This window comes from Pseudomonas marginalis (assembly GCF_024169655.1).
GTDB lineage: Bacteria > Pseudomonadota > Gammaproteobacteria > Pseudomonadales > Pseudomonadaceae > Aquipseudomonas > Aquipseudomonas paraveronii.
This window is the reverse complement of record NZ_JALJWV010000001.1, coordinates 1,456,735-1,474,698: the sequence shown is the minus strand read 5'-3', so window position 1 is coordinate 1,474,698 and position 17,964 is coordinate 1,456,735. Positions and strand designations below refer to the sequence as shown.

The 17,964-nt window shown below is 61.7% G+C and carries 21 protein-coding genes; 12 read left to right on the top strand and 9 right to left on the bottom strand.

Annotated features, from left to right (window positions below):
- Nucleotides 1-49: 49 nt before the first annotated feature.
- The 5 genes from J2Y83_RS06570 to J2Y83_RS06550 all read left to right on the top strand — a co-directional run bounded on the left by J2Y83_RS06570 (nt 50) and on the right by J2Y83_RS06550 (nt 2,741).
- The gene (locus J2Y83_RS06570; RefSeq protein ID WP_253393939.1) at nt 50-943 is read left to right on the top strand and encodes a LysR family transcriptional regulator; all 894 of its coding nucleotides are present in this window, start codon (nt 50-52) and stop codon (nt 941-943) included.
- A gap of 168 nt (nt 944-1,111) precedes the next feature.
- Nucleotides 1,112-1,294, top strand: coding sequence for a type II toxin-antitoxin system HicA family toxin (locus J2Y83_RS06565; RefSeq protein WP_253393937.1), 183 nt, complete (start codon nt 1,112-1,114; stop codon nt 1,292-1,294).
- A 22-nt stretch (nt 1,295-1,316) separates the two neighbouring features.
- Complete coding sequence (locus J2Y83_RS06560; RefSeq protein WP_253393935.1) at nt 1,317-1,727, top strand: type II toxin-antitoxin system HicB family antitoxin; 411 nt, start codon at nt 1,317-1,319, stop codon at nt 1,725-1,727.
- An 88-nt stretch (nt 1,728-1,815) separates the two neighbouring features.
- On the top strand, nt 1,816-2,148 hold the full coding sequence (locus J2Y83_RS06555) for a hypothetical protein (protein ID WP_253400349.1): 333 nt from the start codon (nt 1,816-1,818) through the stop codon (nt 2,146-2,148).
- Nucleotides 2,149-2,240: 92 nt separating this feature from the next.
- Nucleotides 2,241-2,741: a methylated-DNA--[protein]-cysteine S-methyltransferase gene (locus J2Y83_RS06550; RefSeq protein ID WP_253393933.1), complete on the top strand. Its 501-nt coding sequence runs from the start codon at nt 2,241-2,243 to the stop codon at nt 2,739-2,741.
- Between the two features lie 85 nt (nt 2,742-2,826).
- Here the strand turns inward: J2Y83_RS06550 and J2Y83_RS06545 are convergent, their stop codons facing one another.
- The 4 genes from J2Y83_RS06545 to J2Y83_RS06530 form a co-directional block, all read right to left on the bottom strand.
- Nucleotides 2,827-3,354, bottom strand: coding sequence for a DUF4142 domain-containing protein (locus tag J2Y83_RS06545; RefSeq protein WP_017844866.1), 528 nt, complete (start codon nt 3,352-3,354; stop codon nt 2,827-2,829).
- A gap of 119 nt (nt 3,355-3,473) precedes the next feature.
- Nucleotides 3,474-4,115 (bottom strand): LysE family translocator, encoded by a 642-nt coding sequence (locus J2Y83_RS06540; RefSeq protein WP_247405292.1) that lies wholly within the window; start codon nt 4,113-4,115, stop codon nt 3,474-3,476.
- A gap of 54 nt (nt 4,116-4,169) precedes the next feature.
- The gene (fos, locus tag J2Y83_RS06535; RefSeq protein WP_253393931.1) at nt 4,170-4,580 is read right to left on the bottom strand and encodes a fosfomycin resistance glutathione transferase; all 411 of its coding nucleotides are present in this window, start codon (nt 4,578-4,580) and stop codon (nt 4,170-4,172) included.
- A gap of 13 nt (nt 4,581-4,593) precedes the next feature.
- On the bottom strand, nt 4,594-5,511 hold the full coding sequence (locus J2Y83_RS06530; protein WP_253393929.1) for a LysR family transcriptional regulator: 918 nt from the start codon (nt 5,509-5,511) through the stop codon (nt 4,594-4,596).
- A gap of 77 nt (nt 5,512-5,588) precedes the next feature.
- Here J2Y83_RS06530 and J2Y83_RS06525 point away from each other — a divergent pair, with 77 nt between their 5' ends.
- Complete coding sequence (locus tag J2Y83_RS06525; RefSeq protein WP_253393927.1) at nt 5,589-6,077, top strand: DMT family transporter; 489 nt, start codon at nt 5,589-5,591, stop codon at nt 6,075-6,077.
- A gap of 11 nt (nt 6,078-6,088) precedes the next feature.
- Here the strand turns inward: J2Y83_RS06525 and J2Y83_RS06520 are convergent, their stop codons facing one another.
- Entirely contained in the window at nt 6,089-6,763 is a 675-nt protein-coding gene (locus J2Y83_RS06520) for an NAD(P)H-binding protein (protein WP_253393925.1), read from the bottom strand.
- A gap of 109 nt (nt 6,764-6,872) precedes the next feature.
- Between J2Y83_RS06520 and J2Y83_RS06515 the strand changes: the two genes are divergently transcribed.
- Nucleotides 6,873-8,060 carry an MFS transporter gene (locus J2Y83_RS06515; RefSeq protein WP_253393923.1) on the top strand — a complete coding sequence of 396 codons (1,188 nt, stop codon included), beginning with the start codon at nt 6,873-6,875 and terminating at the stop codon, nt 8,058-8,060.
- Here J2Y83_RS06515 and yiaY read toward each other — a convergent pair.
- Nucleotides 8,027-9,175: an L-threonine dehydrogenase gene (gene yiaY / locus J2Y83_RS06510; protein WP_247406975.1), complete on the bottom strand. Its 1,149-nt coding sequence runs from the start codon at nt 9,173-9,175 to the stop codon at nt 8,027-8,029. The genes J2Y83_RS06515 and yiaY overlap by 34 nt on opposite strands.
- Before the next feature lie 123 nt (nt 9,176-9,298).
- Between yiaY and J2Y83_RS06505 the strand changes: the two genes are divergently transcribed.
- The 4 genes from J2Y83_RS06505 (at nt 9,299) to J2Y83_RS06490 (ending at nt 14,617) form a co-directional block, all read left to right on the top strand.
- Entirely contained in the window at nt 9,299-10,315 is a 1,017-nt protein-coding gene (locus tag J2Y83_RS06505; protein WP_253393921.1) for a DUF4917 family protein, read from the top strand.
- Between the two features lie 110 nt (nt 10,316-10,425).
- Nucleotides 10,426-10,965 (top strand): RNA polymerase sigma factor, encoded by a 540-nt coding sequence (locus tag J2Y83_RS06500; protein WP_253393920.1) that lies wholly within the window; start codon nt 10,426-10,428, stop codon nt 10,963-10,965.
- On the top strand, nt 10,962-11,930 hold the full coding sequence (locus J2Y83_RS06495) for a FecR family protein (protein WP_253393918.1): 969 nt from the start codon (nt 10,962-10,964) through the stop codon (nt 11,928-11,930). The genes J2Y83_RS06500 and J2Y83_RS06495 overlap by 4 nt, the downstream gene beginning before the upstream one ends.
- Nucleotides 11,931-12,058: 128 nt before the next feature.
- Nucleotides 12,059-14,617 (top strand): TonB-dependent receptor, encoded by a 2,559-nt coding sequence (locus J2Y83_RS06490; protein ID WP_253393916.1) that lies wholly within the window; start codon nt 12,059-12,061, stop codon nt 14,615-14,617.
- 7 nt (nt 14,618-14,624) lie between these two features.
- Here the strand turns inward: J2Y83_RS06490 and J2Y83_RS06485 are convergent, their stop codons facing one another.
- Complete coding sequence (locus J2Y83_RS06485) at nt 14,625-14,924, bottom strand: ribbon-helix-helix domain-containing protein (protein WP_247408489.1); 300 nt, start codon at nt 14,922-14,924, stop codon at nt 14,625-14,627.
- 18 nt (nt 14,925-14,942) lie between these two features.
- Entirely contained in the window at nt 14,943-15,524 is a 582-nt protein-coding gene (locus J2Y83_RS06480; RefSeq protein ID WP_253393914.1) for a DJ-1/PfpI family protein, read from the bottom strand.
- 187 nt (nt 15,525-15,711) lie between these two features.
- Between J2Y83_RS06480 and J2Y83_RS06475 the strand changes: the two genes are divergently transcribed.
- Nucleotides 15,712-16,611, top strand: a complete 900-nt coding sequence (locus J2Y83_RS06475) for a DMT family transporter (protein ID WP_253393912.1) — start codon at nt 15,712-15,714, stop codon at nt 16,609-16,611.
- A 56-nt stretch (nt 16,612-16,667) separates the two neighbouring features.
- On the opposite strand, the gene J2Y83_RS06470 is transcribed toward J2Y83_RS06475, so the two are convergent.
- Nucleotides 16,668-17,885, bottom strand: coding sequence for a class I SAM-dependent methyltransferase (locus J2Y83_RS06470; RefSeq protein WP_253393910.1), 1,218 nt, complete (start codon nt 17,883-17,885; stop codon nt 16,668-16,670).
- Between the last annotated feature and the right edge of the window lie 79 nt (nt 17,886-17,964).

Below are 17,964 nucleotides of genomic sequence, written 5' to 3'. Positions count from 1 at the left end.
GGGCTTAAACCAATACCGAATTCGCACCGATTGATACCCAAGGATCAGGATGCTCGACCTACGCAAGCTGCGTTACTTTCTGACGGTCGCCGAAGAACTGCATTTCGGTCGTGCCGCCCTGCGCCTGCACCTGGCTCAGCCGCCACTGACCCGGCAGATTTCAGCGCTGGAAACGGAACTGGGTTTCAAACTGTTCGATCGCACCAGCCGCACGGTATCCCTCACCGCCCAGGGCCGTGCGTTTTTGCCGTATGCCCGAGGGGTGTTGGAACAGGTCGAGTTGGCCCACGTCATCGCTGGCAAACTGGCAGCCGGAACGGCCGGGCAATTGGCGTTGGGGTATGTCAGTTCAATCGCCCTGTCGGATCTGTTCAGCCAGGCGATCCGGGCGTTCGCCCAACGCTTTCCCGATGTGCAATTGACCCTGGTGGAATGCGCCTCCGGCAGCCTGGGTGCGCAGGTCGCGGATGGGCGGCTGGATATCGGCTTGAGCCGGCTGTTACCGCAAAACGACGACGTGCAGGCGCTATCGCTGGGCGAAGAGCGGCTGGTGGCGGCGGTGTCCAGTGACAGCCCACTGGCCAGCCAGGTTACCGTCAGTTTGGCGCAGCTCAGTGCGTACCCGCTGATTCTGTTTCCACCCGACTATGGGTCAGGACTGAACCAGGCCATCGAGCAGTTGTACCGCCACCACGGCGTGCCCCTGCGCGCGGGGCCAACCGGACGGCAGATCACCTCGATCATCGCGCTGGTGGCGGCCGCGCAAGGGGTGGCGCTGGTGCCGGCCTGTACGCAGAGTTTGATGAACAAGGGGGTAACGTATCGGCCGCTGGTCGAGGTGGATGCTTGCGCGCCGTTGCTCGTGCTGACCCCAACTGAACGGCGAAGTGGCCTGGTCGACGCATTTCTTGGATTGATTGAAGACGAGTCATACGCTCGCTGAATAGCCGGAAAAACCTGGCAATACCTCTCGGCTGCATGCCGCCTGCGCACTCATACACTTCATCAACCACCTGTCGCGATACCAGTCATCGAATGACGGTGGGTAGAGTGTTGATAATTCAATTCTAGTGGTTATAGTAACCACCAACACACACCACAAGGAGGTGCTGTGGATAGCCGATATTTGATAGGTCATATCGTCGCGGACGGCGGGTACCTCGTGCGCATCAGGGGTAGCCACCACCACTTCAAGCATCCGACAAAACCTGGGCTGGTGACGATTCCCCATCCCAAGAAGGACCTGTTGGACAACACCGCCAAGAGCATCCTGAAACAAGCTCTGTTGAGTTAACCGTCCCTGGAGGACAACAAACATGCTGTATCCCATCGCCATTTCAACCGGTGACCAAGACCATGCCTGGGGCGTGGAAGTCCCGGATATTCCTGGTTGCTACTCTGCCGGCGACGACCTGGACGACGCCATGGCAATGGCGCGAGAAGCCATCGAAGGGCATTTCGAGATTCTCGCCGAAGACGGCGCGCCAATTCCCAGTGCGCAGAAGGTCACGCTGCATGCAGCCAATCCACAGTACGCCGGCTGCACCTGGGCAGTGGTGGACATCGATGTCACCAAATACCTGGGCAAGGCGCAGAAACTCAACATCACCTTGCCTGGCTATTTGCTCAATCGCATCGATGAATATGTGCTGCACCATCCGGAGGAAAAAAGCCGTTCGGGCTTCCTCGCGTCCGCGGCGCTCAAGGTGCTGCAACAGGATCGATAGCTACAACTCAAGCAAAGTCTGAATGCAGCAGCGCCTGCGTAGCGGGATGATGTCGCCCTGTCCAACCTGCAAGACCGGGATGCTTGCCATGCTTGAACCTGAACACCCCACGCCAAAACCCGTACTGCGCCAAGTGCTCGGCTGGGTGCTGGTATTGCCGTTGCTGGTCGCTCTGGTGAGGCTCCCATTCCCCCTGGGACTAGCCCTGGCGCTCGGGTCGATCGTCGCGTCCGCATATGGCGCATGGTTTGCCAGGCGCCATGCCAGCCGGCGTGTGATGGTGCTGGCGTTGACCGGCACCCTGCTTAACATCGTCTCGATGGTTGCGCTGGGAACCGCCTCGCCACTCATGGCGCTTTATTACCTTTCAAGGCTCTATTGGTATCCCTATCTTGCCGATTGGATTTACTGGAACGTCTAAAGTGGCGGAGAATTCAACCGCAAGAAACGCAGTTTCCAGTGGAATGGGTTGTTTTAGACTGAGCCATCACCCACCCGCCCAGGAGCCCGCTCATGCCCTACGAATACACACTCATGCCCTCCCCCGTCGGCGAGCTCACCCTGGTGGCGCGCAATGGCAAACTCAACGCCATCCTATGGGAATGCGAGCGCGCCAATCGAGTACGCCTGGGGGAATTGCGCGAGGTGAAAGACAACCCCGTGTTGCGGGAAACCGAGCGCCAGTTGCAGGAGTACTTCGCCGGTGCCCGTCATCATTTCGAGCTGGAACTGGACTTCACCGGCACCGACTTTCAGAAGCAAGTCTGGCAGGCACTGCTGACCATCCCCTTTGGCGAAACCCGCAGCTACAGCCAGATCGCCCGGCAGATCGGCAACCCGAAAGCCGTGCGCGCCGTGGGCGCGGCCAATGGGCGTAATCCGATCTCGATCATTGCGCCGTGCCATCGGGTCATTGGCGCGTCGGGCAGCTTGACCGGGTTTGCCGGCGGGCTTGCGGCCAAGCAGTATCTGCTCGCACTGGAAGGAACAAGCCAGGCAGAACTGCGGTTCTGAGTACGCCAGCGACCGACCAGAACCCGGCATAAAAAACGGCGATGGGATGAGCTCCAACCGCCGTTGTCCATATCAAGTACAGGCCTCAACCGTCGCCTTGACGGCCTTTACCGTAGGTAGAGGCCAGGGCGCGAGCCTTTTGCAGACGCTCTTCCAGCTTGGGCAGCGTCTCATCCACCAGCGCCTTTATTTCCGGAACATCCGACGCGGCCCCTTCCTGTTTGAACAGGGCGATAGCGTCTTCGTTTTCCTTGACCTGCTGCGCAGTGTAGGCGGCGTCAAAGGAGTCACCGTCCTTGAGCTCGGGCATCAGGGTTTCGGCTTTATCGACGATCTTCTCACGCGGCGCCACAGGCAGGTCGAGCTTCTTGGCGATGGCCGCCAGGTGTTGGTTGGCCAAGGTGCGCTCGTTGATCACCTCGATGGTGTAGTCCTTGATTTCCTGGGACGAGGTTTTGGCGTGGGCCATGCGGCTGGTTTCGATATCGGCCATGCCTTTGGCCGACGCCTGCTCGATGAACTCAGCCGGCGACTGGGCGAAAGCATTGCTGGCGCCGAGGCCCAGCAGCATCGCGAAACTGGCGGTGCGTAACCGGATAGCCATGCGGCTCATGATGGGTTCCTCCAGGGCAAAAATAGGTGCGGGGACAGACACCCCGCTCTGAATTCGAATTTTAACAGCCGCAAAGGTTTAGAAAAAACTTACCTGTGCGACGAACGGTTGTGGCCGCCTCAGGCCGGTTTACTGCCGAACAGGCCCGGCAACGCGTGGGCCAGCGCATTGATGGCGAAGCCGATAAACATCACCCCGCAGAGCTTGGTGATCAGGATTTCGTGACGCTGATACACCGTGCGCACCCGCTGTGCGCCCACCACGCCGATCAGAATCGCGTAGGCCAACAGCCCACCGATAAAGCTCAGCAAGATCAACGACGGCAGCATTGCCCAGGTCAGCAACTCGGCACGGCTGGACAGCAACGCGGTAAACGTGGCGACGGCCACCGGGTACGCCTTGGGGTTGGTCAGGCCAAACAGGATGCCGTGCCAGAACGGATGCCGCGCCGCGCCCTGGGGGGCGTCGCTACTGCGGCGCTGGGTACGGATCGCGCGCCAGCCCAGCCAGAACAGGTACGTGCCACTGAGCACGCCCAGCACATCAAACGCGCTGCTGCCGACTTCCCGCGCCCCCACGATCGCAATCAGCGCGGTGCTGCACCACAGCACATCGCCGAGCAAATGCCCGCACAGAAAACCGGCCCCGGCGCGACGGCCCCGGGCCGCGCCAATACCGAACACGGCCAACACCCCCGGGCCAGGCGTAATGCCGTAGATAAAACCCGAAGCAAGGACAGCGAACAGTAAGGACGGGGTCATGGGCGCGACTCTGACAAACGGTTGAGAGGTGGAGGGATTCTGCACGTTCCCGCGCTACGGGTAAAACTGCATACCGGCATAAGGCTTGGCGCGACACGCTTGCAGGCGCGAGGCCAGATCACCGACATGGGCTTCGAGCTTGTGGCCATCGGGGTCGAGAAAATAGAACGAGGCGCCCTCGCTGCGGTTGTCGCGCCACTCCACTACGCCAGCAGCTCGCAGGCGTTGCACCAGCGCGGCGAAGTCGTCCGCGCCGACCGTGAAGGCAGCGTGGGTGTATTCAGCCGCCGGCGCCGAGGGGCGTAGCGGGTCAAGGGACAGGCACAGCCACAACCCGGGCAATGACAGGTAGGCGCCGTGGTCCCAGGTGGCGTCGAGGCGAAGTTGCAGCAGGTCATGGTAGAAGCTGACGCTGCGCGGCAGATCGGTGACGGCCAGGGTCAGGTGGTTGAGGCCGGTGAGCATGTGGTCGTTCCTGTTAATGGCAACCTTCGGACAATACACCCTGCACCTGCGCCTTCAACCACAGCAACCCCGGATCTCCACCCCGCCGCACATGCCATGCCAGCTCAAACGCAAACGACGGAATATGAAACGGCGGCGGCACCGTCGACAGTTGCTCACGGTCGACGTTGAGCACGCCCCTCGACGACACGGTCAGGATCAGGTCCGTACCCTCGATCAACTGTGGCGCCACGCCCCAATGCGGCAGACTGATCGCCACATGCCGCCGCTCACGGATCGCGGTCAACGCGCGCTCGATTTCCGGGGTGCCGCTGCCACGCATTTCCAATAGCACATGGGGCCGCGACAGGTAGGTGGGCAGGTCGAGCGTACCGCTGGGTGGCAGGCTGGCGCGGTCGACCAGGCAGGTGTAATGCTCTTCGAATAACGGCGTAGTACGCAATTCGGCAGGCATGTCAGGGAAGACCCCGGCGGCCAGGTCGATATCGCCATTGAGCACGCCATCCACCATGCCTTCGCGGCTGGCCTGGATGATCTGCAGATCGATGCCGGGCGCTTCACGGCGCAAGGTGCGCACCAGCCTCGGCAGGAAAATCGCCGCACTGTAGTCCGACATTGCCACGCGAAACTTGCGCGTGGCCGATGCCGGATCAAAGCGATTCGGTGCCAGCAGCGCCTGCACCTGGGCCAAAGCCTGCGCCAACGGCGTCGCCAACTCCAGCGCGCGGGCAGTCGGCAGCAACCTGCCGCCGTGACGCACCAGCAGCGGATCACCGAGCATGTCGCGCAGGCGCGCCAGGGCGTGGCTGACCGCCGGCTGGCTCAGGTGCAAACGCGCAGCGGCGCGAGTGACGTGCTGCTCGCTGAGCAAGGCATCGAGGATCACCAACTGATTGAGATCGATGCGGCGCAGATCATTCATTAGCTGCATGCCCTGTATAAAAAACGGGAATTTAAATTTGCGTGACGAATAGCCTAGAGTCCAGCAAAACCTCTGGGAGATTCAACATGACGACGTTGCAGTGGGCAGGTTTATTGCTTTTGGCGGTGATTGCGGGGGCGGTGGTGCCGTTTCAAAGCGCGATCAATGCCAACCTCGGGCGCGGGCTCGGTCACCCGTTGTGGGCAACGCTGGCGTCGTTGCTGGTGAGCATTATCGTGCTGCTGCCAGTGATCATCGCCCTGCGCCTGCCGTTGCCGAGCCTGACGTTTATCAGCAAGGCGCCGCTGTGGATGTGGGCCGGTGGCGCATTTGGCGTGTGCTTTATCTCGTTGGCGTTGATGCTGCTGCCCAGGCTCGGCGCGTCGGGTTTTATCGCACTGGCCATGGCCGGGCAACTTCTCGCCTCGCTGCTGCTCGATCACTTCGGTCTGTTCGGCCTGGGGGAACGCCGACTGACAACGCCCCGGGTACTGGGCGCGTTGCTGTTGATCGGCGGCGTCGCGTTGATTCAATTCAGCGCCACACCCGCCCGCGCACTGGCGACGGCGAACTGATCAGCCGTTATTCAGGAATTGCCGGCCGCCAGCCGATGGATCTCGGCTTGCTCCACCACCGGCTGCGGCGCGCCGTTACGCACCGCAGCCAACATCGCACGGCCGATGGTCTCGGTGCTGACTACCCAGCCTGGCTTTATCCGACGCACCAACGAGAGCAACGGCCCGAATACCGTATAGAACAACTGGTACAACGGCGTCTTCGAACGCACGCCGTGCAACGGCTGAATCACCCCCGGCCGGAACACATACACCGCCTTGAACGGCAGGCGCAGCAAGGCATTCTCGGTCTTGCCCTTGACCCGCGCCCACATCGACTGGCCCGCTTCGGAACTGTCGGTGCCGGCGCCGGACACATAGATAAACGTCATCTGCGGATTGAGCCGCGCCAGGGTGCTGGCGGCGACAAGGGTCAGATCATAGGTGAGATGGGTGTAGCGGGTTTCATTCATCCCCGCCGATGAAACACCGAGGCAAAAGAAACAGGCATCGAAGCCTTGCAGCAGGTTCTCCAGAGGTTGGAAATCCAGCATGTCCGCGTGCAGCACCTGATGCAGTTTGCCGTGCTCCTGCGTCAACGGCGTGCGGCCGACGGCGACGACTTCCTGCACGTCAGCGGCCAGCAGGCACTCGCGCAGAACGCCCTGGCCGACCATGCCGGTGGCACCGAATAACAGAACTCTCATAAGGTTTTACCTTCAATGGCCTGCCCTGAGCGGCACGCTAAAGACAAATACACTAACAGCTTGTAGCGTGCCGCCAGTAGCTTAGCGTCCAAAGAAGAGATCTGCGCCTTTGAAAAACTCCACTACCCTCACCCTCGCCTGCAGCGCCGCCTTCCTTTCCCAAGTCGGTATCAGCAGCTATTTGCCGGCGGTCCCGGCCATTGCCCAGTCCCTACCGGCGGCCGAAGACCACGTTGCCCTGGCCTTGGCAGTGTACCTGTTGGGTATGGCGCTTCCGATGTTGCTGTGGGGAAGCCTGGGCGAACGCTTTGGCAGAAAGCCGGTGTTGCTGGCGGCGCTGGCGGTGTATGCCTCGGCGAGTGCCGCGATTCCGTCGGCGTTCAATGTTGAATCTTTTCTGGCGTTGCGCCTGATTCAAGGCCTGGGCGCGGGCGGCGTATCGGTGATGGCACGGGTGTTGGTGCGGGACAGTTTCAGCGGTGCGCTGTTGGCCAAGGGCCTTTCTTGGCTGGGGATGACCTTTGTGATCGCGCTCGGCATCGGCCAGTTCGTGGGCTCGTTATTGCAGATAGCGTTTGGCTGGGAGGCGATCTTTTATGGTCTGGCGATCGGCGCCGTCATGTTGATGCTGGTGTTGCCGCGCGTGATTTTTCCGACACTGGTGAAGGCCGATTCGTCGGCGTCAGCCTGGCGCATTTACACCCAAATTGTGCGACACCCCGCCTTCCTGCATGCGGCGTTGGCCGGCGGATTGGGCTATGGAGTGATCATTGCGTTCAACACCTGCGCGCCGCTGATTTTGCAGGGGCATTTCGAGTGGAGTGCCGCGCAATATGGCTGGCTGGGCTGGCCGATCAGCGCGGCGTATCTGGCGGGAGCGTTGATGGTCAATCGCTTCGTCGCGCACACGGGACGGTTGACGATGATGGGCTGGGGCGTGGCGTTGGTGTTGCTCGGTACCGCGATCATGCTGCTTGGCAGTGTGTTTGCCAGCGGGCTCGCATTGCTGCTGTGGTTACCGTATTGCCTGGCGGTACTGGGGCAGTCGATGAGTTACCCCATCAGTTTGTCCGTGGCCAATGATGAGTCACCGGTCAGCGGCTCCTATGCCATGGCGTTGAGTGGTTTTATACATCAGTTGATGGCGGCGTTGATCGGTGGCGTGGCAAGCCTGCTGGTGAGTCAGCAGGCATGGCCGTTGGCGCTGTTGTGTGTGGCTCTGGCGGGCGGCGCGTTTGTGTGCGTCGCACGCTGCCGGTCGGATCAGAACGCGCTGCGGAAAATCTCCTCAATCTGACGCTGATCCGCCCGCCGCGGATTGGTCAGCCCACACGCGTCCTTCAGCGCGTTGGTGGCGAGCAGTGGAATGTCCTGCAACTTGGCGCCCAGTTCACGCAGGCCAGCGGGAATTTCAACGTCCTTAGACAAAGCACGAATGGCCGCGATGGCGGCCTGGGCGCCTTCTTCTGGCGAGTTGCCGGTGATGTCCGCACCCAGCGCACGGCCGACGTCGCTCAGGCGTTTGGCACTGACGCTGGCGTTGAAACTTTGCACATGGGGCAGCAGCACCGCGTTGCACACGCCGTGGGGCAAGTCATACAGGCCGCCCAGTTGGTGGGCCATGGCATGCACGAAGCCCAGGGAGGCGTTGTTGAACGCCATGCCAGCGAGGAACTGTGCGTAGGCCATGTTTTCCCGGGCGGCCTTGTCGCTGCCGTCGCGGACCGCCAGGCGCAGGTTGGCGCTGATCAGTTCGATGGCCTTGATCGCGCAGGCGTCGGTGATCGGCGTGGCGGCGGTGGACACGTAGGCTTCGATGGCGTGGGTCAGGGCGTCCATGCCGGTGGCGGCGGTGAGGCCCTTGGGCATGCCGACCATCAGGGACGGGTCGTTGACCGACAGCAGCGGCGTGACGTTGCGGTCGACGATGGCCATTTTCACGTGGCGGGTTTCGTCGGTGATGATGCAGAAGCGGGTCATCTCACTGGCGGTGCCAGCGGTGGTGTTGATCGCCACCAACGGCAGTTGTGGCTTGCTGGATTGGTCGACACCTTCATAGTCGCCGATATGCCCGCCGTTGGTCGCGCACAGTGCGATGCCCTTGGCGCAGTCATGGGGCGAACCGCCGCCCAGGGACACCACGAAATCGCAGGCGCTCTGCTGCAGCAGCGCGAGGCCTTTCTCGACGTTGTCCACATTGGGGTTGGGCTTGGCACCGTCGTAGATCACCGAATCGATGTCCTGCATCGCCAGTTTCTCGGCGATCATACTGGCCACGCCCGCCTTGGCCAGGCCGGCGTCGGTGACGATCAGGGCCTTGCGAAAACCGTAGTTGCGAATGGCGACCATCGCGTCGTCAAGGCAGTCTGTGCCCATGATGTTGACGGCGGGGATGAAGAAGGTGCTGCTCATGGCGAATCCTCAGAGGCGTTATGCCGACAGCATCAACGTTCATCACAGGGCCCACCTTGATCAGGATCAACCCTCGCTCGTGATAAAGTCACCGCCCCGCCGATTTTGAGTAGACCCGCCGCAATGAAGGATTTCCAGGATATTGACGCCCACCTTGAAGACTGGAGCGCACTGCGCAGCGCTATCGATTTCAATGGGATTCTGATCGGAAACGGCGCCAGCCGGGCGATTTGGGAAGACTTTGCCTACGACTCGCTGTTCGAAAACGCGCGCACCGTTGAAGAAAAACCCTTGAGCCAATCCGAACTGAGCGTGTTCGACGCCCTGCAAACCCGCAGTTTCGAGCAGGCCCTGAGCGCGTTGAAAACCACCAGCCGGGTCAACAAAGCCCTGGCAGTCAGTTCAGCGGCACCGCGCAATCGCTACTACGCGATCAAGGAAGCGTTGATCAACACCATCCACGCCGTACACATTCCGTGGCGCCTGGTGCAGCCGTCGACGCTGGCGACGATCAACGCGGAGCTGGCCAACTACTCCACGGTATTCACCAGCAACTACGACTTGCTCAACTACTGGGCGATCCTGCACACCCCCGGCATCGATGACCTGTTCCGCAGCGCCGACGCCAGCTTCGACCTGCGTGACACCCGCACCGACACCACGCGCATCCTCTACCTGCACGGCGGCCTGCACCTGGTGCGCAACCTCGACGGCACCGCACGTAAATTGCCCACCACCGACAGCACCTTGCTCAGCAGTTTTGCGATCAACAACACGATCAAGACCCTGGACGATGTGCCGTTGTTTGTCAGTGAGGGCAAGGTGGAGGAGAAGCTCAAGACCATCCGCAGTTCGGATTATCTGTCGTTCTGCTATGAGCAGTTGCTCGGCCATGAGGGGGCGCTGTGCATCTTCGGCCATGACCTGGGGCCGCAGGATAAACACCTGGTGGATGCGATTCGCCAGGCCAGGGTGACGACCCTCGCGATCGCGGTATCGGGGCGCAGTGATGGGTTTATCCGCCAGCAGAAGCGGCGGTATTCGCAGTTGTTTGATGGCAGCGGCGTGGCGTTGAGATTCTTTGCCGCGCGCACCCATGCGCTGGGTAATCCTGCACTGTCGGTGCCGGTCGAACGCTGAGGTCCTGAGCGGCTTCCACAGGGTCAATGTATTTGCCTGGAGACAAACGACAATAATTCTCGATATCATTTACGACTTTTCTACGTCGTGCTTCGTCAAGAAGGATATCCATGTCGCGTCCCAAGCCCGACCCGCTGTCGGCCGATGCCTTTCGCGGGTTTTATGCAGATATCCTGTATTTCCTGCGCAAGCGCACGGACAACGCCAGCGACGCAGCGGACATGACCCAGGATGTCTTCACCCAATGGCTGGACTACCGCGACCGGGCCAAGGTTGAGCAGCCGCGGGCGTTTCTGTTCCAGATGGCGCGCAACCTGTTGCGCGATCACTGGCGCAAACAGAAGGTGCGGCAGAGCGTCCACGCCGATCAAGCCGAAAGGGATGCCGAGCCGGTCATTGACGAGCAGAACGAGCCCATGGCCGCAGCGCTTCGTCTGCAACGCCTGGAACAGTTGAAAGAAGTCCTCGCCGAACTCTCGCCCCGCAGGCGAGAAGCCCTTATGCTGCATCGCTTCGAAGGTATGAGCCAGGCGCAGATCGCCGAGCGCATGGGCATTTCGACCAGCATGGTGGAAAAGCACATCGCGTTTGCCCTGCTGCATTGCAAGCGACGCCTTCAACCTGACCCCGGCACGGAGCAGCCAGTATGAACCGCCTGAGCGACATCGACGCCCTGGACATCGACGCGAGCGACGCCGTCGATGCCCAAGCCGCCAGCTGGTTTGCACGTAACCGCAACGCCATGGGACGCGCCGACCGCAAGGCCTTTGCCGCCTGGCAGGCCGTGCCGGCCCATGCCCGTGCCTACGCCGAATTCGAACAGCTGTGGGCCGACCTTGGCCAGTTGCAGCAACTGAACACCCCCGTGGCGCTGCCCAAGCGCAAAACCGCGATCTGGCGCCCGGCCCTCGCCGTGGCTGCCGCCTTGCTCTGCGCCGTACTGGCCGCACCCGTCGGCGCCCCGCGCGAGCTGTATCACACCCAGGTCGCCGCCCACGCCAAGGGCATGCGCACCCTGAACCTGCCCGATGGCAGCCACCTCTACGTGAATGCCAACACCCGCCTGCGCGTGGACTTCAGCGCCCACCAACGCATCGTTCACCTGGACAAGGGCCAGCTGTATATCGAAGTGGCCGCCGACAAGGAACGCCCCCTGTACGTGCAAGCCGGCGAAGCGACGGTGCGCGTGGTGGGCACCGCTTTTGACGTGCGACGCAGCCAGCAGCAACTGGTGGTCAGTGTCGCCCACGGCCAGGTGGCGTTTGCGCCGGATGCGAAAAACCCGGTGGCATTGCTCGACGCCCAGCAACGCGCCACCTTCAGCTACGCCAATGGCTCCGTGCAACAGCAATCCCTCATCGCCGAGGAGGTCGCCGACTGGCGCAGCGGGCACTTGTCGTTCCGCAATCGCGAACTGGTCAGCCTGATCGATGAATTGAGTTTGTACCGCCCCCAACCTCCGCTGCAGGTGAGTCACGCCGTGGCGCATCTGAAGGTGTCGGGCAATCTGGATGTGAATGACCCGGATGCCCTGCTCAACGCCCTGCCCGCCTTGTTGCCGGTGAAAACCGTGACCTCGGCCGAGGGCATTGTCAGAATCGAACCGCGGAAATAACCCCGAAACAGTACACATGAGAATATTTTTCATTCGCATGTGTGGTTTTTTTCGCCTGCCCCGTCTTCCTCCTGATTGTGTTTGATACGCACACCTTTTTGGCTATTTGGCCACTCCGGGGGGATTTCATGTTTCGCACGCCTTGCCACGCTTCTCACCTGTTGCTTCGACCGAGCCTTATTGCCACGTGCCTGGCCTTCAGCCTCAGCGCCCACGCGCAGTCGTTCACACTGCAACTGCCCGCCCAGACGTTGGCCACGTCCCTGAGCCAGGTCGCGCAACAGACGAAAATCCAGTTGTTGTTCGATGAAAAGCAGCTCAAGAACGTCCAGGCACCGGCGCTCAACGGTGACTTCACCGCGGAAGTGGCGATTCGCAGCCTGCTGAACAATGGCGAGTTCACCCTGATCAAGGTCGGCAGCACCTACGTCGTGCGCCCCGATGAGGGCAAGACCACCAGCAGCAGCGTGATCCAGCTGGACACCCTGAGCGTGATCGGCACCGGTAATCAAGTCGACTCCAGCACCGTCGGCCGCTCGACCCTGAGCCAGGCCGACATCGACCGCTACCAGGCCAACAACATCCCCAGCCTGCTCCAGACGTTGCCTGGGGTCAGCCAGGGCGGTTCGCTCAAACCCGGTGGCCAGACCATCAACATCCGCGGTTTCGGCGATGCCGAAGACGTCCCGCTGACCGTCGACGGCGCCACCAAGAGCGGTTTCGAGCGCTACCAGCAAGGCACAGTGTTCATCGAGCCCGAGCTGATCAAGAGCATCGAAGTGGAGAAAGGCCCCAACTCGCCGTTCAGCGGCAACGGCGGTTTTGGCGGCACGGTGAACATGACCACCAAGGATGCCCCGGACCTGCTCGCGGACGGCCGCAACAGCGGCGCGATGCTCAAGTACGGTTATTCCAGCAACGACCACGAACAGGTCTACAGCAGCGCCGTGTATGGCCGCACCGACGATGGCCGGTTCGATGCCCTGGCCTACCTGACCCAACGCGACGGCGGCGACATGAAGGTGGCCGCCAAGCTGCCCAATGAGAACAATCAGTACCCGATCAACCCCCAGCGCCTGCCCAACACCGCCCAGGACGTGGACGGCAAGCTGTTCAAGGTCAACGCACACTTCACCGATGAGCACAGTGTCGGCCTGTCTTACTCACGCTCCCACAGCAACCGCTGGACGCCGTTCTCCGCCGCGAGCTACCCGACGCCACCGACCCAGTCCAACATCGACCGCTACGGCTACGAAGGCGCGTTGAAGCGTTTCCTGGCCAACCGCGACACGGTCGACACCACTTGGTCGGGCAAGTATGAATACCAGCCCCTGGACAACCCGCTGGTGGACCTGACCGTCAAATACTCACAGTCCGACACCGAGCAGACCGACGAGCGCAACGCCACCGCGTTTTTCCAGCTGGCCACCGGCGGGCGCAAGATGGACACCGCCTACACCGACAAGAATCTCGACATCCGCAACGTCAGCCTGTTCGACACCGGGCCGTTGCAACACGCGCTGACAGTCGGCGGGCAAATCCGCAAGCACACCCGCGAAACCGAGATGTGGATGCCCGGCGCCACCTACAACACGCCGAACTACAACTACGGACATTTCCAGCCGGGCTTCATGCCCCATGGCAAGGTGGATACCAACAGTTTCTTCATCCAGGATGCGCTGACCCTGGGCGACGTGACCGTCACGCCATCGCTGCGCTACGACCATGTGCGCAACCGCGGCGAGGCCAACGATGCGCCGTACTACAGCAACCCCGACCCGGCCGTCGGCCACGACTACAGCGATCGCACCTACACCGGCTGGTCGCCGCGCCTGGCGCTGTTCTGGACCGTCACCCCGAACGTCGCGCTGTTCGCCAACTGGAGCCAGACCTGGCGCGCCCCGGTGATCGACGAGCAGTACGAAGTGCAGGGCCTGGGCAGCCGCACCGCCACCAGCGTCGACCTCGACCCGGAACGCATCACCTCGATCAGCGTGGGCAACATCACCCACTTCGACAACCTGATCGCCCAGGACGATAACCTGCAACTGCGCACCACCCTGTTCCACAACAAAGTCGAAGACGAAATCTTCAAGGCCACGGGCGTGGGCTGCCAGAACCAGGCGATCAACGGCGGCACCATCGCCACCGCTTGCCCGCCGGGAGCGAGGTCCAATTACCGCAACATCGGCGGCCTGACCATCAAGGGTTTCGAGGTGGAATCGTTCTATAACTCCACCTACCTGTTCGGTTCGGTGTCGTTTGCCTACACCACCGGCAAGCACGAAGGCGCCTACACCAACCCATGGGGCCCGGACGTGTCGGCTCGCGACATTCCGCCGACCAAATGGGTGCTGGTGATGGGCACCCACATTCCGGCGTGGAATGCCCAGGTGGGATGGATGGGGCAATTCATCGGCGCGACAGATCGCCTACCCAGCGATAAATACTCCGGCGGCCCGGGTTCCAGCGTCGGCGATTCGTTCTACGACCAGTACGGCAACAAGCGCTACAACACCCAGGGCCTGTTCGCCAAATGGACCCCGCAACAGGCTTACCTGAAAGGCACCGAGGTGAACTTCACCGTGGACAACCTGTTCAACAACAACTTCCGTCCGGCGTTGAGCGGCGACCGCGCCTACACCAAGGGGCGCGACGCAAAAATCAGCGTGACACGGTTCTTCTGACGCCGGCCTAGCGGTTGCGCACCAGGCTCAACTCGGCCGTCTGTGTGCGCTGCTTGCTCAAGTAGCGGGTACAGCTGACGCGCAGAAACGAGGCAAAATTGACCACCTCGCCGCGGTAGTCCATGACTTCCTCGTACAGCTTGGTGATCAGTTGATTGGTGGTCATGCCATCCACGCTGGCGATTTCGCTGAGGATGTCCCAGAACTGGTTTTCCAGGCGCACGGTGGTGACGACACCGCAGATGCGCAGGGAGCGCGAGCGAGACTCATAGAGAATCGGGTCGGCCTTGACGTACAGCTCGCACATGGCGATGACCTCCGTTGCTTACAAGGTGATTTTCGTGCCCAGCAGGCCAAGGAACCCTGCCAGCCAACTTGGATGCGCCGGCCAGGCCGGTGCCGTGACCAGATTGCCTTGAACGTGGCTGTGGGTCACTGGAATATCGATGAACGAACCGCCTGCCAGGCGCACTTCCGGGGCACAGGCCGGATAGGCACTGCACTCGCGGCCGCCAAGGATACCCGCCGCCGCCAGCAGTTGCGCGCCATGGCACACCGCCGCAATCGGCTTGCCGGCCTGATCGAAGGCGCGCACCAGTCGCAGGACTTTTTCATTCAGGCGCAGGTATTCCGGCGCACGACCACCGGGCACCAGTAGCGCGTCGTAGTCGGCGGCTTCGACCTCGGCGAAATCCGCATTCAGGGCGAACAGGTGACCGGGCTTTTCGCTGTAGGTCTGGTCGCCTTCAAAGTCATGGATCGCCGTGCGCACGGTCTGGCCGGCCGTCTTGTCGGGGCACACCGCATGGACGATGTGACCGACCATCAGCAGCGCCTGGAAAGGCACCATCACTTCATAGTCTTCGACGTAATCGCCGACCAGCATCAGGATCTTTTTCGCGGCCATGGGACATTTCTCCAGTTCAACGGTTGGGCAGACAAGAGTAGCCAAGATAGGCGCGTGCCGACGGTGCGGGTAATCCCCCGCTACTACAACTGTACGGATCAATCTGCACCCAGCTGTAGGCCCCCGATTCCGGGAGGCTGTGGCTAGATGAGCGTTCACCTCCGCCCCCTCGATTCCGGTTCCCGCCATGAGTTCGCGCGAAAACACTGGCATGGCCCTCGGCCTGCTGGGCGTCATCATCTTCAGCCTGACCCTGCCCTTCACGCGTATCGTGGTGCAGGAAATCCACCCGTTGCTCAACGGCCTGGGCCGTGCGTTGTTCGCCGCGATCCCGGCGGCGGTGCTGTTGCTGTGGCGCCGCGAGCGCTGGCCGAGCTGGCGCCAGGTGCGCGGCCTGTGCCTGGTGATTGCCGGGGTGATCTTGGGCTTTCCGGTGTTGTCGGCGTGGGCCATGCAGACGCTGCCGGCGTCCCACGGCGCGTTGGTCAATGGCCTGCAACCGCTGTGCGTTGCGCTGTACGCCGCGTGGCTGTCCCATGAGCGCCCGTCGAAAGCCTTCTGGGCCTGTGCGGCGTTGGGCAGTGCGCTGGTGTTGAGTTATGCGTTGATCACCGGCGCCGGCAGTATTCAAGCGGGGGACCTGTTGATGCTCGGTGCGATTGCCGTGGGCGGCCTGGGTTATGCCGAAGGCGGGCGCCTGGCCAAGGAGATGGGCGGCTGGCAGGTGATCTGCTGGGCGCTGGTACTGTCGACGCCGCTGTTGATCGGCCCGGTGGCTTACCTTGCGGCGCAGCATCAAGGCGCGATTTCCATGCGCACCTGGTGGGCGTTCGGTTATGTGTCGCTGTTCTCGCAGTTCCTGGGGTTCTTCGCCTGGTACGCCGGGTTGGCCATGGGCGGCATTGCGCGGGTCAGCCAGATTCAACTGTTGCAGATCTTCTTCACCATCGCGTTTTCGGCGCTGTTCTTTGGTGAGCACATCGAACCGATCACCTGGCTGTTCGCCTGTGGGGTGATCGTAACGGTGATGCTGGGGCGCAAGACGGCGGTGCAGCCGGCGCCAATCTCAAAGGCCAATGCGATTTAACGGTGGGAGGGGCGGTGCGACGATTCGACTTGCTCCCTCCCACATTGGCTTCGTGTTCAGCCTAGGTAATCGTCGGTGCGCAGCAGGGTTTCCAGGCAGTGCTCGGTGATGTGATAGAAGTCCTTGAGTGCCTGAATCTTGTCCAGTAACTGCGTGTTGTCCACCGGCTCCGCGCGTTTGACCGCGAGGATCATCTTGTTCTTGTTGGTGTGCTCCAGGGAGATGAACTCGAACACCTTGGTCTCATAACCACAGGCCTCCAGGAACAAGGCGCGCAGGCTGTCGGTGACCATTTCGGCCTGCTGGCCCAGGTGCAAACCGTATTGCAGCATCGGCTTCAACAGCAGCGGGCTCTGGATTTGCAGGCGGATCTGTTTGTGGCAGCACGGCGAGCACATGATGATCGACGCACCGGAGCGGATGCCGGTGTGGATCGCATAGTCGGTGGCGATGTCGCAGGCATGCAGGGCGATCATCACGTCCAGCTCGCTGGGCGCGACGCTGCGCACGTCGCCGCAGGTGAACACCAGCCCCGGGTGTTCGAGACGGGCGGCGGCGGTGTTGCACAGGGCAACCATGTCTTCGCGCAATTCAACGCCGGTGACCTCGGCCTCGACATTGAGGGTATTGCGCAGGTAGTCGTGGATGGCGAAGGTCAGGTAGCCCTTGCCCGAGCCGAAATCGGCGACGCGCACGGGTTGGTCCAGCCTCAGCGGTGACGCGATCAACGCATGGCTGAACACTTCGATGAACTTGTTGATCTGCTTCCACTTGCGCGACATCGACGGGATCAGCGCGTGCTTGGCGTCGGTCACGCCCAGGTCGGCGAGGAACGGCCGGCTCAGGTCGAGGAAGCGATTCTTCTCGCGGTTGTGCTCGGCCGACGGCGCTTCACGCAATTGCTGCGGCTTGCTTTTGAACAGCGAGCTTTTGTTCTTCTTGCTGTATTCCAGCTGGGCTTCGTCGGTCAGCGCCAGCAAGTGTGCGTTCTTGAACGTCGTCGGCAACAACTCGGCAATCGCCGCCACGCCGTCGGCCACCGCGAAGTTCTTGGTGATGTCGCGGGTTTTGTAGCGGTAGACGAAGGACAGGCAGGGCTGCTCCTTGACCGTCACCGCCTTGATGATCAGCCGTTGCAGCTCGGCTTCCTCGCCGACGTACTTGGCCAGCACCAGTTTGATAAAGGCGTTGTGCGCAAGGCTTGCGCTCAGCAGTTCGATGAACTGGGCGTGATGATCCGGCGCAGGGCGGGCAGGTTGAGCGGTGACGGACATGAACAAAACGCCTCGGGCTGGGAATGCCGGGCATTTTAGGGGGGATGGGGGCTGAGGGCACGGGGTTATTTGATCAACG

What these genes read in the sequence shown, in the direction of transcription:
- J2Y83_RS06495 (WP_253393918.1), top strand. Translation starts at nt 10,962, where the DNA reads ATGAACCGCCTGAGCGACATCGACGCCCTGGACATCGACGCGAGCGAC.
- J2Y83_RS06500 (WP_253393920.1), top strand. Translation starts at nt 10,426, where the DNA reads ATGTCGCGTCCCAAGCCCGACCCGCTGTCGGCCGATGCCTTTCGCGGG.
- J2Y83_RS06480 (WP_253393914.1), bottom strand. Translation starts at nt 15,524, where the DNA reads ATGGCCGCGAAAAAGATCCTGATGCTGGTCGGCGATTACGTCGAAGAC.
- J2Y83_RS06520 (WP_253393925.1), bottom strand. Translation starts at nt 6,763, where the DNA reads ATGAGAGTTCTGTTATTCGGTGCCACCGGCATGGTCGGCCAGGGCGTT.
- J2Y83_RS06545 (WP_017844866.1), bottom strand. Translation starts at nt 3,354, where the DNA reads ATGAGCCGCATGGCTATCCGGTTACGCACCGCCAGTTTCGCGATGCTG.
- J2Y83_RS06570 (WP_253393939.1), top strand. Translation starts at nt 50, where the DNA reads ATGCTCGACCTACGCAAGCTGCGTTACTTTCTGACGGTCGCCGAAGAA.
- J2Y83_RS06530 (WP_253393929.1), bottom strand. Translation starts at nt 5,511, where the DNA reads ATGCAGCTAATGAATGATCTGCGCCGCATCGATCTCAATCAGTTGGTG.
- J2Y83_RS06555 (WP_253400349.1), top strand. Translation starts at nt 1,816, where the DNA reads ATGCTTGAACCTGAACACCCCACGCCAAAACCCGTACTGCGCCAAGTG.
- J2Y83_RS06485 (WP_247408489.1), bottom strand. Translation starts at nt 14,924, where the DNA reads ATGTGCGAGCTGTACGTCAAGGCCGACCCGATTCTCTATGAGTCTCGC.
- J2Y83_RS06560 (WP_253393935.1), top strand. Translation starts at nt 1,317, where the DNA reads ATGCTGTATCCCATCGCCATTTCAACCGGTGACCAAGACCATGCCTGG.
- J2Y83_RS06490 (WP_253393916.1), top strand. Translation starts at nt 12,059, where the DNA reads ATGTTTCGCACGCCTTGCCACGCTTCTCACCTGTTGCTTCGACCGAGC.
- J2Y83_RS06475 (WP_253393912.1), top strand. Translation starts at nt 15,712, where the DNA reads ATGAGTTCGCGCGAAAACACTGGCATGGCCCTCGGCCTGCTGGGCGTC.
- J2Y83_RS06470 (WP_253393910.1), bottom strand. Translation starts at nt 17,885, where the DNA reads ATGTCCGTCACCGCTCAACCTGCCCGCCCTGCGCCGGATCATCACGCC.
- fos (WP_253393931.1), bottom strand. Translation starts at nt 4,580, where the DNA reads ATGCTCACCGGCCTCAACCACCTGACCCTGGCCGTCACCGATCTGCCG.
- J2Y83_RS06550 (WP_253393933.1), top strand. Translation starts at nt 2,241, where the DNA reads ATGCCCTACGAATACACACTCATGCCCTCCCCCGTCGGCGAGCTCACC.
- J2Y83_RS06540 (WP_247405292.1), bottom strand. Translation starts at nt 4,115, where the DNA reads ATGACCCCGTCCTTACTGTTCGCTGTCCTTGCTTCGGGTTTTATCTAC.
- yiaY (WP_247406975.1), bottom strand. Translation starts at nt 9,175, where the DNA reads ATGAGCAGCACCTTCTTCATCCCCGCCGTCAACATCATGGGCACAGAC.
- J2Y83_RS06505 (WP_253393921.1), top strand. Translation starts at nt 9,299, where the DNA reads ATGAAGGATTTCCAGGATATTGACGCCCACCTTGAAGACTGGAGCGCA.
- J2Y83_RS06525 (WP_253393927.1), top strand. Translation starts at nt 5,589, where the DNA reads ATGACGACGTTGCAGTGGGCAGGTTTATTGCTTTTGGCGGTGATTGCG.